The 14,958-nt window shown below is 66.2% G+C and carries 17 protein-coding genes; 7 read left to right on the forward strand and 10 right to left on the reverse strand.

Annotation, left to right across the window (positions count from 1 at the left end):
• The first annotated feature begins 58 nt into the window (after nt 1-58).
• The 3 genes from A4249_RS11905 to A4249_RS11915 all read left to right on the forward strand — a co-directional run bounded on the left by A4249_RS11905 (nt 59) and on the right by A4249_RS11915 (nt 1,606).
• Nucleotides 59-277, forward strand: coding sequence for a hypothetical protein (locus A4249_RS11905; protein ID WP_045810644.1), 219 nt, complete (start codon nt 59-61; stop codon nt 275-277).
• A 60-nt stretch (nt 278-337) separates the two neighbouring features.
• A complete protein-coding gene (locus tag A4249_RS11910; protein ID WP_066552826.1) occupies nt 338-835 on the forward strand; it encodes a pyridoxamine 5'-phosphate oxidase family protein in 498 nt (165 codons plus the stop codon).
• A gap of 93 nt (nt 836-928) precedes the next feature.
• Nucleotides 929-1,606: a hypothetical protein gene (locus A4249_RS11915; RefSeq protein WP_066552828.1), complete on the forward strand. Its 678-nt coding sequence runs from the start codon at nt 929-931 to the stop codon at nt 1,604-1,606.
• 116 nt (nt 1,607-1,722) lie between these two features.
• Here the strand turns inward: A4249_RS11915 and argF are convergent, their stop codons facing one another.
• The 5 genes from argF to A4249_RS11940 form a co-directional block, all read right to left on the reverse strand.
• Complete coding sequence (gene argF, locus A4249_RS11920; protein ID WP_017506612.1) at nt 1,723-2,637, reverse strand: ornithine carbamoyltransferase; 915 nt, start codon at nt 2,635-2,637, stop codon at nt 1,723-1,725.
• A complete protein-coding gene (locus tag A4249_RS11925; protein WP_055754412.1) occupies nt 2,637-3,812 on the reverse strand; it encodes an aspartate aminotransferase family protein in 1,176 nt (391 codons plus the stop codon). Before A4249_RS11925 ends, argF begins: the two co-directional genes overlap by 1 nt.
• 109 nt (nt 3,813-3,921) lie before the next feature.
• On the reverse strand, nt 3,922-4,446 hold the full coding sequence (locus A4249_RS11930; protein ID WP_066552831.1) for a YcxB family protein: 525 nt from the start codon (nt 4,444-4,446) through the stop codon (nt 3,922-3,924).
• A complete protein-coding gene (locus A4249_RS11935) occupies nt 4,443-5,453 on the reverse strand; it encodes a M28 family metallopeptidase (protein ID WP_066552838.1) in 1,011 nt (336 codons plus the stop codon). The genes A4249_RS11930 and A4249_RS11935 overlap by 4 nt, the downstream gene beginning before the upstream one ends.
• Before the next feature lie 42 nt (nt 5,454-5,495).
• Entirely contained in the window at nt 5,496-6,326 is an 831-nt protein-coding gene (locus A4249_RS11940) for an ABC transporter permease (protein ID WP_066552840.1), read from the reverse strand.
• Between the two features lie 302 nt (nt 6,327-6,628).
• On the opposite strand from A4249_RS11940, the gene gcrA reads away from it, so the two are divergent.
• The gene (gcrA, locus tag A4249_RS11945; RefSeq protein WP_017506617.1) at nt 6,629-7,165 is read left to right on the forward strand and encodes a cell cycle sigma 70 cofactor GcrA; all 537 of its coding nucleotides are present in this window, start codon (nt 6,629-6,631) and stop codon (nt 7,163-7,165) included.
• A 215-nt stretch (nt 7,166-7,380) separates the two neighbouring features.
• Here gcrA and apaG read toward each other — a convergent pair whose 3' ends face one another.
• Nucleotides 7,381-7,788 carry a Co2+/Mg2+ efflux protein ApaG gene (gene apaG, locus A4249_RS11950; protein WP_017506618.1) on the reverse strand — a complete coding sequence of 136 codons (408 nt, stop codon included), beginning with the start codon at nt 7,786-7,788 and terminating at the stop codon, nt 7,381-7,383.
• 81 nt (nt 7,789-7,869) lie between these two features.
• Between apaG and A4249_RS11955 the strand changes: the two genes are divergently transcribed.
• Nucleotides 7,870-8,895, forward strand: coding sequence for a 2'-deoxycytidine 5'-triphosphate deaminase (locus A4249_RS11955; protein WP_055754408.1), 1,026 nt, complete (start codon nt 7,870-7,872; stop codon nt 8,893-8,895).
• A gap of 162 nt (nt 8,896-9,057) precedes the next feature.
• Here the strand turns inward: A4249_RS11955 and A4249_RS11960 are convergent, their stop codons facing one another.
• Both A4249_RS11960 and A4249_RS11965 read right to left on the reverse strand, forming a co-directional pair.
• A complete protein-coding gene (locus A4249_RS11960; protein ID WP_066555136.1) occupies nt 9,058-10,266 on the reverse strand; it encodes an MFS transporter in 1,209 nt (402 codons plus the stop codon).
• 92 nt (nt 10,267-10,358) lie between these two features.
• A complete protein-coding gene (locus A4249_RS11965) occupies nt 10,359-10,835 on the reverse strand; it encodes a cupin domain-containing protein (RefSeq protein WP_066552842.1) in 477 nt (158 codons plus the stop codon).
• A 42-nt stretch (nt 10,836-10,877) separates the two neighbouring features.
• Here A4249_RS11965 and dapE point away from each other — a divergent pair, with 42 nt between their 5' ends.
• Nucleotides 10,878-12,065, forward strand: a complete 1,188-nt coding sequence (gene dapE, locus A4249_RS11970) for a succinyl-diaminopimelate desuccinylase (RefSeq protein ID WP_066552844.1) — start codon at nt 10,878-10,880, stop codon at nt 12,063-12,065.
• A 194-nt stretch (nt 12,066-12,259) separates the two neighbouring features.
• Here dapE and A4249_RS11975 read toward each other — a convergent pair whose 3' ends face one another.
• A complete protein-coding gene (locus tag A4249_RS11975) occupies nt 12,260-13,129 on the reverse strand; it encodes a DUF5677 domain-containing protein (RefSeq protein WP_156494709.1) in 870 nt (289 codons plus the stop codon).
• 63 nt (nt 13,130-13,192) lie between these two features.
• A complete protein-coding gene (locus A4249_RS11980) occupies nt 13,193-14,494 on the reverse strand; it encodes an amidohydrolase (RefSeq protein WP_066552846.1) in 1,302 nt (433 codons plus the stop codon).
• A 90-nt stretch (nt 14,495-14,584) separates the two neighbouring features.
• Between A4249_RS11980 and A4249_RS11985 the strand changes: the two genes are divergently transcribed.
• Entirely contained in the window at nt 14,585-14,941 is a 357-nt protein-coding gene (locus A4249_RS11985) for a hypothetical protein (protein ID WP_066552848.1), read from the forward strand.
• Nucleotides 14,942-14,958: the final 17 nt, after the last annotated feature.

The following is a 14,958-nucleotide window of genomic DNA, read 5'->3' on the forward strand; positions in this document are numbered from 1 at the left end:
TTAACCTCCCAGCAAGGGTTCGCTTGCCAAGCGGCGCGGCTTTCGTCACCTGCGGCGCATGAGCCTGACCACCACCCTCGTCCTGCTGGGCGTCGCCCTCGCCGTCATGGTCTTTTGCGGATGGCGCGGCGCCCGGCCGCCAGATCCGTTCAAGGGACCGCGCCTGATGCCGTGGCGGTTCCTGATGGTCGGCGCGGCGGCGATCGCCATGCTGCTACTGATCCACCTGGCGACGCTGTTCGGCGCCGAGCGTGCGCCTTGGATACCCGGCGCCTAGAGCGGGAACCCGATTACGGCCGGTCGGTTGAACCTTGCGAACCACTCAAGGAGAGACCACGTGTCCGACAAACTGACCCCCGCCGAGGCCGAGAAGGAATTCTGGAAGAGCCTGAAGGAGTCCAACACCGGCATGCTGGGCATCGATCGCCCCGGCTATCACCACCAGCCCATGACCGGTTTCGGCGAGGACGAGACGGGTACCATCTGGTTCTTCACCCGCGACGACACCGATTTCGCCCGCGACGTCGCCGGCGGCGGCCAGAACGGCATGTTCTGCTATCAGGCCAAGGACGGCAAGGTTCAGGCCTGCATCCACGGCCGCCTGGCTATCGATCAGGACCGCAGCCGCATCGAGAAATACTGGAACCCCGTCGTCGCCGCTTGGTACCCCGACGGCAAGGACGACGCCCACCTGACCCTCGTCCGCTTCGACGCCGACGACGGCCGCGTCTGGGTGTCCGACAAGGGCGCTCTCGGCTTCGGCTATGAAGTTCTCAAGGCCAACCTGACCAAGAGCGTCCCGCATGTCGGCGGCGTGTCGGACGTGAAGCTGTAAGAAGACTGACGCCAATAAGCAGTCCCAGCGCACCACAATTCCGCCCTCAAGGTTGCGTCTTTCGCAACTCGATAGCTTCAGGGGGATGTGAGAATGCTGGGACTGCTGAGTGCGGCCATCATGGCCTGTTCGCCGCCGGATGGGACGACCGCGCTCTTGGAAAGGCCCGAACGGGTCATCATGATCGGCGAGTTACACGGTACGGAAGAGGCGCCGCGCGCCGTCGGCGAAATCGCCTGCGCTGCTGCGGAGCAAGGGCCCGTGGTTGTCGCACTGGAACTTGAAGACACGCTCCAACCCACTCTGGATGCGTTCATTTCACAGCCGGACGAGGCGAGTGCACTGGCCACGTTGAGCGGCAGCTCTCTTCTGAACCGCGCGCGTCAGGATGGACGCACCAGCAAGGCTCTTCTGGCTCTGTTGCAAAAGGTGCGGATGCTCAAGGCGTCGGGACGCGATATCTCGGTCCACCTTTTCCAGCCCAGCATGACCCGAGGGCAAGAACTCGATCAGGCGTGGTATGAGCTGAATATGGGCCAGCTTCTCAGCGAGGCGCGTCAGAACAGACCCGATGCGCGCGTGATCGGACTGGCGGGCAATATCCACGCCCGCAAGACGCCTCTCGCCAGATATCCGGACATAGGCATGCCCGCAGCCGGACATTTGCCCCACGAGAGAGACGTTAAGCTTGAGGATCGCCCAGCAGGGCGGCTTTGCTTGGAACTGCGGGCGGGATGCCTGCGGCGTGAATCCTTCGTTCGTCAGCGATGACGACCAGATGAAAGGCGTCGTTCTGACCCCAGTAGAGGACGGCGCCTACGACGGCCTGCTAGCGCTGGGACCATCAACAGCCTCGCCGCCGATCAGCGACGAGGATTGAGCGTAGATCATCCCCCGAAGCACCAGGCCAGAACGGCCTTCTGGGCGTGGATGCGGTTTTCGGCCTCGTCCCAGACCAGAGAGCGCGGCCCGTCGATGACGGCGTCGGTGACTTCCTCGCCACGGTGGGCGGGAAGGCAATGCAGGAAGACCGCTTCGGGATCGGCGAGATCCATCAGGGCTTCATCGACGCCGTAATGTTCGAACGCCGCCAGCCGCGCCTCATAGTCCTGATCCCCCATGGAGACCCAGGTGTCGGTGACGACGACGTCGGCGCCCTTGACCGCCTCGCGCGGATCGCTGGTCAGGGTGACGGCGTCGCCGCCCTTGGCCAGGTCGCGAAGGTCCGGGTGGTATTCCGCCGGGCAGGCGACGTTCAGATGAAAGCCGAACTTGGGCGCCGCGTGCATGAAGCTGTGGCAGACGTTGTTGCCGTCGCCGATCCAAGCGATCGTCTTGCCGGCGATCGGCCCACGATGCTCCTCGATCGTCTGCAGGTCGGCCAGGATCTGGCACGGGTGCGACCTGTCGGTCAGGCCGTTGACCACCGGCACGGTCGAGACGCGGGCGAACCGCTCGACATCCTCGTGATCGTTGGCGCGGATCATCACCGCATCGACCATGCGCGACAGGACGCGGGCGGTGTCCTCCACCGGCTCGCCGCGCCCCAGCTGCATGTCCGAGGCCGTAGCGATGATGGACGAGCCGCCCAGCTGGCGGATCGCCGCGTCGAAGCTGAACCGCGTGCGGGTAGAGTTCTTCTCGAAGATCATCGCCAGAACGCGGTCCTTGCCCGGCGCATCGGCGTCGGCGCGCCCCTGGGGCCAGCCCTTGCGGGCGGCCTTGCGGGCATGGGCGTCGTCCAGGATGGCGCGCAGATCCGCCGCGTCCAGCCGGTGGATGTCGAGGAAGTGCCGGACCATCAGGCCGCCAGCTTTTCGCGGGCGACCTCGCAGGCCGCCTCGAAACGGGCCACGGCTTCGCGGGCCTCGTCCAGCGTCAGGTTCAACGGCGGCAACAGCCGCACGCAGTTGTCGCCGCCGCCGGCGATCAGCAGCTGCTGCGTATCGCGCGCCAGGGCCATGAACTCGCGATTGTTCGGCACCATCTTGATGCCGATCAGAAGGCCCTTGCCGCGCACGTCGGCGATCACATCGGGGAAGCGTTCCTGAAGGCCCGCGAACTGCTGCTTCAGATAGCCGGCGACCTCGTTGACGTTGTTCAGCGTCTCGGGGCTGTTGATCAGGCTCAGCGCCTTCTGGCCCACGGCCATGGCGAGGGGGTTGCCGCCGAAGGTCGAGCCGTGAACGCCGACCGTCATCCCCTTGGCCGCCTTGGCCGAGGCCAGGCAGGCGCCGATGGGGAAGCCGCCGCCCAGGGCCTTGGCCACAGCCATGATGTCCGGCGCCATGCCCGCCCATTCGTGGGCCCACAGCTTGCCGGTCCGGCCCATGCCGCACTGGACCTCGTCGAAGATGATCAGGACGCCGTGTTCGTCGCACAGGTCGCGCAGGCCCCGCAGGCATTGTTCGGGCATGGCGCGGCAGCCGCCCTCGCCCTGCACGGGCTCGACGATGATGGCGGCGGTCGTGGGGTTGGCGATGGCGGCCTTGATCGCCTCGTGGTCGCCCCACTTCAGCTGGTGGAAGCCCTGCATCGGCGGGCCGAAGCCCTCGGTGTAGCTGGGGTTGGCGGCGGCGTTGATCGCGCCATAGGTCCGACCGTGGAACGAGCCGTCGAAGCCGTAGATGTCGATCCGCTCAGGCGCGCCGTTGGCCGAGTGGTATTTGCGCGCCGTCTTCAGCGCGCACTCGACGGCTTCAGTGCCCGAGTTGGTGAAGAACACCACATCGGCGAAGCTGGATTCGCACAGGGCGTCAGCCAGCGCTTCCTGTCCTGGAATGCGGAAGATGTTGGAGACGTGCCACAACTTCTCGGCCTGATCCTTGACCGCCTGGACCAGTTCGGGGTGGGCGTGGCCCAGGCCGTTGGTCGAGATGCCGGCGACGCAGTCGAGATATTCGGTCCCGTCCGTCGCCCACAGACGCGCGCCTCGGCCGCGTTCCACTTCCAGCGGCGCGCGATTGTAGACACCCATCAGATGTTCAGTGGACACGGGACCAAGACCTCCAAAAGCGAGACGGCCCCGGCGCGAGCGCGACGGAGCCGGATCAATACGGTCAGGCGTTGTCGGCCGCGCGCGGGTCTTAGTCAACACCGGCGCCGAGGACGCCTCGCGCTCGCACATCGGCGATCAAGACGCGCAACGCCTGCCGTTGATCCGTCTCCATCACGTGCAGGGGCAAAATGAAGTTGGTGTTGGGCGAGGCCGCGAAGATCAGGCGATCCCTCTCCTCCACCACCGCGACCAGATTGCGCCAGCCGATGCGGGTTTCGAAATCCGCCCCCGACAGGGCCAGACCGCTGTCATCGATGCGCCAGTCGGTTGGCTTCTGCGCGATCGGGGACCGGCGCGCCGCCGCCATGACCCTGTAATGCGCCAGGGCCGACAGCCCGATAAAGCCGTACAGCCCGACCAACTGCAGGCCGACGATCCAGCCCGTCCGCTCCAGGGGCAAACCAACGCAGATGGCGATGGTCGCCAGCATGGCGCCGCCGAGAAACAACACGGGCAGATTCGCCCAGCGCCGGACGACGGGCCACGCCTTGACGGCCGCCCGACCTTCCTTCGGCGTCGGCTGGACGCCGCGAACCTCGATGACCGCCGTCACTCGCCGCCGGGCGTCGTCGCCGGGGCCGCCGGAGCGGTTTCAGCGGCGACGGCCGCGTCCTTGGCCTGGATTTCGACCAGCTTCTTGTCCAGCGCCAGGCCCAGGTCGGCGATGAACAGGCCGAAACGGGCGACGTCGACGCCCTTCAGATACGACAGCTTATCTTCGGTCGAGTGGATGCGCTGGAAGACGGGCGGGACGAAGCCTTCCTTCAGGCCGTTGTCGTTGCCGCCGTTGAAGGCCAGCCACATCTGGTGGGCGCCGACCGCATCTTGAGTACCCATCGACACCACCGGAACGCCCGCGGCCGAGAAGGCGCGGTCGTCGCTGGGCGGATAGGTCGGATAGGGCATGCAGTCGAAGCCGCGTTCGGCGCACAGGCCGCGAAGCGTCTCCAGCACGAAGGCCGACTGCGGCCCATTGTTCTCGCCATACATGACCATCTGACCATAGGCGGCGACATCGGCGTTGATGACAGCGGCGATCCGATCCTTGCCGTGTTTCTCAAGGAAGGCCTTGGCGCCCAGAAGGCCCAGCTCTTCCTGGTCGGTGAAGACGAAGACGAAGCGGTGGGCGACCGGCTGGCCTTCCAGCGCCATGTCCAGCGTCTTGGCCGCCTCCATCATCGCCATGACCGAGCCGACGTTGTCGACGATGCCCTGCGACAGCGTCCCATCGCGCAGCTTCACCGCGTCATAGTGGGCGGTCAGGACGATGTCCTTGTCGCCCTGACCGACCGTCACGACGACATTGGCGCCTTCCATCGGGCCGGTGGCCTGGTTGCCGCCTTCGAAGGTCTGGATTTCGGGCGTGAAACCCAGCGTCGTCAGGAAGCCGACCAGAACCTGGGTCCGCTCGGCGTTGGTGGGCTTGATGAACTGGGCGGCGCCGGCAGCGATATCGGGGCGATCGCCGGCCTGGGGCGTCGCTTCCTGAGCAAAGGCGGGCCCAAAAGCGGATGTGGCGGCGAACAGGGCCGTGGCGGCGACGAGCGAACGAAACAGCATGAAGCGGACCTCTCGGGGGAGCGATCCGCAACAGGTAGCGATCTAGCTCTTAAGACGCCAGCCCGAGCGGAACACCAGCCAGCAGACCACGCCCATGACGGCCATCAGCACGGCCGACCCTATGACGCCGACCGTCAGATTGCTTTCGGCATGGCCGATGAAGCCGTAGCGGAAGCCGTCGATCAGATAGAAGAAGGGGTTGTAGCGGCTCAGCGCCCGGAACGGCTCGGGCAGGTTCTCGACCAGATAGAAGGTGCCTGACAGGAAGGTCATCGGCATGACGATGAAGTTCTGGACCGCCGACAGGTGGTCGAACTTCTCGCTCCACAGCCCCGCCAGCACCCCGGTCATGCCCATGATGAAACAGGCGGCCAGGGCGAACCAGACGATGGCGAGGATGTTGGCGATCCCCAGCGGCGCGAACGGCAGCACGCAGATCGCCGTCACCAGACCGACCGCCAGGCCGCGCGTCGCGGCGCCCAGCGTAAAGCCCAGCGTCAGCTCCAGCGGGCTGAGCGGCGGGGTCAGGAAGTCGGTGGCCGTGCCCATGATCTTGGCCTGGATCAGGCTGGACGAGGCGTTGGCGAAGGCGTTGTTCAACATGGCCATCATGATCAGGCCGGGCGCGACGAACAGGGCGAACGGCGTGCCGTGCAGCGGCGGCCGCGCGTTCTGAAGCGCCACCACGAACACCAGCATATAGAGCAGCGTCGTCACCACCGGCGCCGCCACCGTCTGGGCGCCTACCTTCCAGAAGCGCCGCACCTCGCGCAGATACAGGGTCTGCACCCCGATCCAGTTGATCCCCGGATAGCGACGCGGCTGCGGCAGGCCGGCAGGCCGGGTGGAGATCAGATCGGGCGTATCGGTCATGGCCCGCCAGATGCGCTTTGAAGCCTTGCTACGCAAGGTGTGGCGAGTGGTTAGTGGCGAGTGACGAGAAGGAAACCATCAGCCCGCCGCATCAGGCGTCGCCACTCGCCACTCGCCACTCGCCACTCGCCACTCGCCACTCTCTCGCTAACCTTAACGATGATTCAATATCTGGTTTCTGTGGACAGGATGATTCGCACATCTTGCGTCTCTTAACGGCTGGTTTACGATTAGTTGTAGGTCAAGACCCCGGAGGGGGAGCCTGGACCTAGATATTGAATCCAAACTCGCTGGAGGGTGGCATGACCGCAGGCTGGACCGACGACCGCGTAGGCGCGCTAAAGAAGCTCTGGCTTGAGGGCCAGTCCGCGAGCCAGATCGCCAAACAACTGGGCGGCGGGGTCACCCGCAACGCCGTGATCGGCAAGGTGCACCGTCTGGGCCTGTCGGGCCGGGCCGCCCCATCGCAACCGGCGCGCACTGTCGCCGCGACCTTCCGCACCGCACGTCCGCGCCCGGCGCCGGCCGCTCCGGCGCAGCAACCTTCGGCCCCGCGCCGCCTCGAAGCCGTCCAGCCCAAGCCGGTCGAACCCGCCGCCCCCGTCCCCGCGCCGATCCCGGACCTGCCGGGCACGGCGACCGTGATGACCCTGGGCGCCCACATGTGCAAATGGCCGATCGGCGACCCGTCGTCGCGCGAGTTCAGCTTCTGCGGCCGCCGCTCTTCGGAAGGCGTCTATTGCGTCGAACACGCCCGCGTCGCCTACCAGCCGCAAGTCCGTCGCGGCTCCAAGGAAAGCGGCTCCGACCTGGCCCGCAGCCTGCGGCGTTACATTTAGGGGCGCTACCGCGCTTCGCGCTGCTTGAGCGCGGCGCTTCGCGCAGGGCGCACGACTGCGCTCAAGTCGTGCGCGACCGCGTCGCGAACGTAGCGCCAAAAAGATGCTCCTTAGGGAGCCGCCTTCCCCCTCGCCGGTGCGCGCAAGCGGCCGGCGAGACTTCAGGGGCGGGGCTGCGGTTCATCCGGGTTGACGCAGCCCCATCCGCCCTTCGATCAGTTCAGCACCCGCCGCGCATCCGGCGTATCAAGCGAAAACGCCGGAATCTGCGCCTCGAAACTGCGCCCGTCCGCATCCGTCATATAATAGGCGCCCACCATCGAACCGCTGTCGGTGCCCAGCGGACAGCCCGAGGCGTAGGCGTAGCTGCCGCCCGGTTCTATCACCGGCTGTTCGCCGACGACGCCCGGCCCGCGCACCTCTTCCACATGGCCGTGGCCGTCGGTGATGGTCCAGCGACGCGCCATTAGTTGCACCGTCGAGCCCGTCAGGTTCACGATCTCGATCTGGTAGGCCCAGACCCAGCGGCCTTCGTCGGGATCGGACTGGCCCGCCAGATAGCTGGGGCGCACCCGGATCAGGATGCCGTTCGTCTCGGCGGTATAGGCAGGACCATCGTGCATGGGCTATATGCTCGCCCCGCCGCGCGCGGGCTGCAAGCGCGACTTGGAGACAAGTCGTGAAAACCGTGTGAGACAGACGCCATGAGCTCCTTCCAAGCGCCCCGTCCCGGCATCCTGCCCGCCCAGTCCATCGAGACGTTGATCGCCGCCGGCGCCGTCACCTCCGACACGCCCTTCGACCACGACCAGGTCCAGCCGGCCAGCCTGGATCTGCGGCTGTCGGATCAGGCCTGGCGCGTGCGCGCCTCCTTCCTGCCCGGCCGGCGCAAGGTCGAGGACCGCATCGCCGACGTGGCCATGCACGCCATCGAGATCACCGAGGCCGGCGTCGTGCTGGAAAAGGGCTGCGTCTATATCGTGCGCCTTCAGGAGCGGCTGAAACTGCCCCAAGGCCTGATCGCCCGCGCCAATCCGAAAAGCTCGACCGGCCGCGTCGATGTCTTCGTGCGCCTGCTGACCGATCAGGGCGCCAGCTTCGATGACGTCGCCGAAGGCTATGACGGCCCCCTCTATATGGAGGTCGCGCCCCAGACCTTCTCCATCCTGGTCCGTCCCGGCACGCGCCTGAACCAGCTGCGGCTCAAAGCCGGCGATCCGCCCAAGCTGGAGACCCGCTCGGTCGGCGTCGATCTGCAGGGCGGCGACATCGTCGGCTTCCGCGGGCGTCGCCATGCGGGCGTGGTCGATCTGGACCACATCGACGGCCACGATCCGCGCGACTTCTGGGAGCCGCTGAGCCTGCGCCGTGGCGAACTGCTGCTGGATCCGGGCGAGTTCTACATCCTGGCCTCGTCCGACGACGTCGAAATCCCGGTCGACCAGGCCGCCGAGATGACTCCGATCGATCCGTCGGTCGGCGAGTTCCGCGTCCACTACGCCGGCTTCTTCGATCCCGGCTTCGGCACCGACGAGGCGCACGGCGCGGGCTCTAAAGGCGTGCTGGAAGTCCGCACCCACGATACGCCGTTCCTGTTGGAACACGGCCAGATCGTCGCCCGCCTGGTCTATGAACCCCTAACAGAACGCCCCAGCCGCCTGTATGGCGAAAGCGGCAGCCACTACCAGAACCAGGGCCTGAAGCTGTCGAAGCATTTCAAGGCGTGGTGAGCAGTCCTGACCGTCTCCTCCCCATCTGATGGGGAGGTGGCTCGTAGCGCAGCGGAGAGACGGAGGGGCTTTTTACCGCATCGCTAGAGCCTGCGGGACTTTAAGAGCCCCTCCACCGCTGCGCGATCCCCCTCCCCACTTTGTGGGGAGGGGACGCGATCGTCACGTCAGCTTGTCCGCCTTCCTCAGCCCCGGGAACATCGTCGCCCAGGCCCCGGTCGCGGCCAGGGCGCCGAATCCGCCGAACACCGCCGCGCCGACCGCGCCCAGCAGCCGGACCATGACGCCGGAATAGGCCTCGCCCAGTTCATTCGAGGCGCCGATGAACAGCATGGACACCGACGACACCCGGCCGCGCATGTGATCGGGCGTGGCCAGCTGGATCAGGGTCTGGCGCACATTGACGCTGATCATGTCCGCCGCCCCGCCAATGAACAGGGCCGGGCCCGACAGCCAGACGATGCGCGACAGGCCGAAGGTGATGGTGCACAGGCCGAACACCGCCACCGCCGCGAACATCCAGCGCCCGCCGTTCTGACGGATCGGATAGCGGCTCAGATAGATGGCCATGACCATGGCCCCCACGCCGAACGACGCCCGCAACAGGCCGAACCCTTGCGGTCCGACATGCAGGATGTCGCGCGCGAAGATCGGCGTCAGCAGCGCCACGCCCGCCAGCAGCACCACCACCAGATCCAACGAAATGGCGCCCAGCACGATCTTGGTCTTCCACACATAGGCCAGCCCCTCTTTCACCGAGTCGACCGGCGACAGCGGATTGGCCTGGGGCGCAGGTCTCCCGCTGGTGCGGATCAGGATGAAGGCCGCGACGGCCAGAAGGAACATCCCCAGCGACACCGCATAGGCCAAGGGCACGTTCACCCCCACGATCACCCCGCCCAGGGCCGGGCCGGCGATGGCGCCGGTCTGAAACGCGATGGACTGGGCCGCGATGGCCGGCGGCAGGGCCTTTCGACCCACCACCATCGGCAGAAACGCCTGGCTGGCCGGCGCCAGAAACGCCCGCGCCGCGCCGAACAGGGCCGCGACCACCAACAGACCCCACAGCGGCGGATTCCCATGCAAGGCCATGGCCAGGAACGATCCCGCGCAGGCCGCCTCGACCAGGATCGAGATCCACACCGTGCGCTTTCTGTCGCGCCGATCCGCCATCGCCCCGGCGGGCAGGGTGAAGGCCAGCAGCGGCAGGAACTGACACAGCCCCACCAGCCCCAGATACAGGCTGGCCTCCTCGATCGGATGATCGCGCCGGGCGATCTCATAGACCTGCCACAACAGGGCCGACGACTGGATCTGGATCGCCAGCACCGCCACCACACGCCCGAACCACAACAGGCGGAAGTCGCGAATGCCCCACGGGCTGGACGGGCCTTCTGGCCCCCCAGATGATGGAGACGGCGGAACGGATGGGGCGGCGGGGCCGGCAGCGATGGATTCTGTGGTCACGTTCTTCTTGGGTATTTCGGATAGGGCGAGCCGTCGCGGTGGAAATAGCCGTCGACGCCGGCGTGCAGCACCATGTCGATGTCGGGATAGTCGGCGGGGGTGATCGTCGGGCTGCGCGTGCCGACTTCCAGCAGAACCGCCTCGCGGCCGGATCGGTTCTCCAGCTTATGGCCGTTCGGCACGCCAGCCTTGAACCCGGCGCAGTCGCCGGCGCACAGGATCGTTTCGCCATCGTCCTCGATCAGCACCACCTCGCCCTCGAGCACCATGACGAACTCGTCCTCTTCGGCGTGCCAGTGGCGCTGGCTGGACCAGGCGCCGTCGGGCAGGCGCAGCAGGTTGACGCCGAACTGGCTCAGCCCCGCCGCATCGCCCAGCCGCCAGCGGCGGCGCGGCTTGCACGGCTCCGCGAACTCTTCGGGATAGGTGGTGCCGAAGCTTGTCGGCGCGCTGTCGATGTCGATCTTGGGCATGGGCCTTCTCGCCTTCGCGCGATTTCCGTAAAGCATAGCCGCATGAACCGCGCATCAACTCCCGTTATCGATCCTGTCGAACTGACCCGCGACCTGATCCGCATCCCCTCCGTCACGCCCGCCGACGAAGGGGCGATGGATGTGCTGGAACGGCATCTGACGGCGCTGGGCTTCACCTGCCGCCGGCTGGCCTTCGAGGGACCGGGGGGCGAGGGCGTCCATGCGCGGATCGAGAACCTGTACGCCCGGCGCGGGACCGCTTCGCCCAACCTCTGTTTCGCCGGCCATACGGACGTGGTCCCGACCGGCCCGTCGGATCAGTGGTCGTCGCAACCCTTCAACGCCGAGGTCAAGGACGGCGTCCTGTACGGTCGCGGCGCGGTGGACATGAAGGGCGGGATCGCCGCCTGGGTCGCCGCCGTGTCCCAGGTCATCGCGGACGGTGAACCCGCAGGCTCCCTCTCCTTCCTGATCACCGGCGACGAGGAAGGTCCGGCGCTGCACGGCACAAAACGGGTGGTCGAAGCGCTGGCCGCCGAGGGCGAAATCATCGACGCCTGCGTCGTCGGCGAACCCTCCTCGTCGCAGCAGCTGGGCGACATGATCAAGGTCGGACGGCGCGGCTCTTTGAACACCTGGATCACCGTCCACGGCAAACAGGGCCACGTCGCCTATCCCGAGCGCGCCGCCAACCCGGCCCCGGTGATCGCGAAGCTGATGGCCCGCCTGAACGATCACGTTCTGGATGAAGGCTACGAGAATTTCCCCCCGTCGAACCTCGAAATCACCACCATCGACATCGGCAATCCGGCCACCAACATCATCCCGGCCCAGGCGACGGCGCGGCTGAACATCCGCTTCAACCCCAGCCATACGGGCGACGCCCTGATCGACTGGCTAAACCGCGAGGCCGGCGCAGTCCAGGCCGAGACCGGGCTGCAGATCACGCTGGAGCATCTGTGCTCGGGCGAGGCCTTCCTGACCGAGCCGGGCGCCTTCGTGGAGGCGGTTCAGGACGCTGTCGAGGCCGTGGCGGGCCGTCGCCCCGAGGCCTCGACCACCGGCGGCACCTCCGACGCCCGCTTCATCCGCGCGCTTTGCCCGGTGCTGGAACTGGGCCTGGTCGGCCAGACCATGCACCAGATCGACGAACGCGTGCCGACGGCGGAGTTGGAAACCCTGACGGCTGTGTATCGCCGGGTGATCGAGACGGTGTTCGAGCGGCTTTAGGCCGGCTTTCGATGGTCGTGTCAGGCTAGAAGGTCACTGTACTCGGTGCGCTCTAAACGCGACATCCCTAGAGTCCGATGAGAGTGGCTATCAGACATCGCCGCAGCCAACCGCCTCTCACTGTAAGAGTGCGAAGGTTCTGTCGGGCGGCGGCTAGATCGGCCGCGTTCGCGATCTCTCGCACCTCAACTGGTCTAAACCATCGCCATCAATAGTCGGTCGCGTTCGGCGCGGATCCCATTCAGATGCTCTTCTGTGTCGTCCATGTCGTTGACGATGGCGAAGAAACCGAGCCCCCAGAGGTGGGCGTTGACGGTGTTCATGAGCGCGAACGGAATGCCGTCTTCATCTGGGCCGACATTGAAACTAAGAAGGCCGTCTTCGTTGACCTTTATGAACCTGTCCAAAGACGAAATCGACGGGTGCGCCGACACTGCACAAAGGGTCCGATAGTAGACGTATTGATCGGCAAGATTCGCGCGTTCGGCCAGCTCTTTGATCCGGATTTTGTTCGGTCCCTTCGCATAAGCCGCGTCGGCTTCGGCCGCGATCTTGACGAAGTGCGCCGCCGCCTCGGGTTCCATGAGCTTGGCCAGCATCTTGGCGCGCTCGGAACTCGACTTGTGTTCTTCGGCCATGAACAGAGCCGCTGCTTCTTCCGGTTTCTTCGCGAGGTAGCCAAGCCAGAATGTGATCTCCAGGCATGTCCGCGCCAGCGTTTCGGCTTCGGCTGTCATTCCGCGTTGGGAGAGCAAGACGGCGCCTTGGAGCGACTGGTTGCTTTTCAACATAAGCCGGACCGAGATTGGCTTCGGATCGTCGCGCTTCCCATCGATGATGGCGTTGTTGACGATCTTCTGCGCCAGCCGGTTCAAGCGGTCACATAGGGCGAACCACTCAGCGTTGTTTGGGACCAGATGGTTGATCAACACCGTGGACATCGGGGAGAGAAACCCCTCTTCCAAGAGCCCACGATCGACCGTCTTGTTGGCGATGTCCTGCGCTACGTCGGGCGGAAGCATATGGAGGACGCTTTCGAAGTCATTAGTCATGGCGAAGCTCACTCAGTTATCGATGGTGTGGTTGGACGTCAGGACCATCGCCTCACGCGCCATCGCTCGCCTCTTCTAGCTCCGCTCCAGGAACCGCAGCACTGTCAGCACATGCGTCTTCACCCCCAGCGGCAGAACGTTCTCGTTCGGTGAGAACTCCGGCGAGTGATTGGGCGCGGAGGTCGCGGGATCGACGCCGTCGGGACTGGCCCCGAGATGGTAGAAGACGCCGGGGATGACCTGCTGGAAATAGCTGAAGTCCTCGGCCACCGTGGTGGGGGGCGTGGCGGGGTTCACGTTCCCCTCGCCCGCCGCCTCGGTCAGGACCGGGGCCAGCCAGGCGGACAGATCAGGGTCGTTGAACACTAGGGCGGCGTTCTGTTTGACGCCGAACTCGGCGGTGGCGCCGTAGGCCTCTGCGACATGGTCGATGGCAGTCTCGGCGCGGGCGACCAGGGCGTCGCGCTGGGCCGTATCGAAGGTGCGCAGCGTACCCGACAGCGTCGCGCTGTTGGGGATGATGTTGTAGCGGACGCCGGCGTTGATCGTGGCGATGGTGAAGACGGTCGGGGTCGTGGTCGGATCGACCGTCCGGGCAGTCAGGGTGTTGACCGTCTCGACCACCTGACCCGCCACCGCGATCACATCGACCCCGCGCCAGGGCCAGGCGCCGTGCGTCTGCTTGCCCTTCAGGCGGATATCCACGCGGTCCGAGGCCGCCATAAACCCCTCGGGCCGATAGAAGACGCTGCCCGGACGGCCCGGCACGACGTGCAGGCCGAAGATGGCCTCGGGCTTGGGATCGTTCAGCGCCCCTTCGGCGATCATCAGGGCCGCCCCGCCCTTGGGCTCTCCCGGAGGCGCGCCCTCCTCGGCCGGCTGGAAGACGAAGACCACCGTGCCGGCGATCCGGTCCTTCATCCCCGCCAGCACCTCGGCCGCGCCCATCAGCATGGCCATATGCATGTCGTGGCCGCAGGCGTGGGCCACCGGCACCGTATTGCCCATATAGGTCCCGGTCGCGCTCGAGGCGAAGTCGAGGCCCGTCGCCTCCTGCACCGGCAGGGCGTCCATATCGGCGCGCAGGGCCACCGTCCGGCCCGGCCGTGCGCCGCGCAGCACGCCGATCACCCCGGTCTTGCCGACCCCGGGGCGCACCTCCAGCCCCAGCGATCGCAGATGCTCGGCGATCACCCCGGCGGAGCGGGTCTCGGCGAAGCCCAGTTCCGGATGCTGGTGGAAGTCGCGCCGCCAGGCGACGACCTCGGGCATGACGCGCTGCACGGCGGCGTCCACGCTGGCCGTATCGACCTGAGCCTGAGCGGCGCCGGCGGCAAGCAGCAGCGCCATTGTGGAGGCGGCGAACAATCGGCGCATGTGAAGGTCCCGTGAAATTTTCAGCCCGACGACAGGTGATGGCGCCGCACTCGCTTGTGCAAGCCGTCGCGAACGGCGATTTCTGTCCGCATGGGTGAGAAGGCCTTCAAGAGCGCAAAGACCGAATGGCGCGACGTCGTTCTGGTCTGCCGCAAATGTTCGAAAAAGCTGGACGGCGGCTTCGGTCCCGGCGGGGATCTGACGCTGAAAAAGGCGCTGCGAAAATATCTGCACCTCAAGAAGGGCAAGCAGGGTCGCAAGGGCGAGCTGACAGTCGTCGGCGCCGACTGTTTCGACATCTGTCCCAAAGGGGCCGTCGTCGCCGTCAACACGGCCCAGCCCAAGAAGCTGCTGATCATTCCGGCCGGCGCCGATCTGTTCGAGGTCAAGACGCGGCTGGGGCTGGATGACGGACGGCGGTTGAAGCGGGTCGACGCCGCCCACTGAGGCTCGGCGCCTTTCTT

Source organism: Brevundimonas sp. GW460-12-10-14-LB2, assembly GCF_001636925.1.
GTDB classification, from domain to species: Bacteria; Pseudomonadota; Alphaproteobacteria; order Caulobacterales; family Caulobacteraceae; genus Brevundimonas; species Brevundimonas vesicularis.

Excerpts from the sequence above, each read along its gene's own strand:
- gcrA (WP_017506617.1), top strand. The coding sequence starts at position 6,629 with ATGACCGCAGGCTGGACCGACGACCGCGTAGGCGCGCTAAAGAAGCTC.
- argF (WP_017506612.1), bottom strand. The coding sequence starts at position 2,637 with ATGGTCCGGCACTTCCTCGACATCCACCGGCTGGACGCGGCGGATCTG.
- A4249_RS11905 (WP_045810644.1), top strand. The coding sequence starts at position 59 with ATGAGCCTGACCACCACCCTCGTCCTGCTGGGCGTCGCCCTCGCCGTC.
- A4249_RS11935 (WP_066552838.1), bottom strand. The coding sequence starts at position 5,453 with ATGCTGTTTCGTTCGCTCGTCGCCGCCACGGCCCTGTTCGCCGCCACA.
- dapE (WP_066552844.1), top strand. The coding sequence starts at position 10,878 with ATGAACCGCGCATCAACTCCCGTTATCGATCCTGTCGAACTGACCCGC.
- A4249_RS11980 (WP_066552846.1), bottom strand. The coding sequence starts at position 14,494 with ATGCGCCGATTGTTCGCCGCCTCCACAATGGCGCTGCTGCTTGCCGCC.
- A4249_RS11915 (WP_066552828.1), top strand. The coding sequence starts at position 929 with ATGCTGGGACTGCTGAGTGCGGCCATCATGGCCTGTTCGCCGCCGGAT.
- A4249_RS11925 (WP_055754412.1), bottom strand. The coding sequence starts at position 3,812 with ATGGGTGTCTACAATCGCGCGCCGCTGGAAGTGGAACGCGGCCGAGGC.
- A4249_RS11965 (WP_066552842.1), bottom strand. The coding sequence starts at position 10,835 with ATGCCCAAGATCGACATCGACAGCGCGCCGACAAGCTTCGGCACCACC.
- A4249_RS11985 (WP_066552848.1), top strand. The coding sequence starts at position 14,585 with ATGGGTGAGAAGGCCTTCAAGAGCGCAAAGACCGAATGGCGCGACGTC.
- apaG (WP_017506618.1), bottom strand. The coding sequence starts at position 7,788 with ATGCACGATGGTCCTGCCTATACCGCCGAGACGAACGGCATCCTGATC.
- A4249_RS11940 (WP_066552840.1), bottom strand. The coding sequence starts at position 6,326 with ATGACCGATACGCCCGATCTGATCTCCACCCGGCCTGCCGGCCTGCCG.
- A4249_RS11955 (WP_055754408.1), top strand. The coding sequence starts at position 7,870 with ATGAGCTCCTTCCAAGCGCCCCGTCCCGGCATCCTGCCCGCCCAGTCC.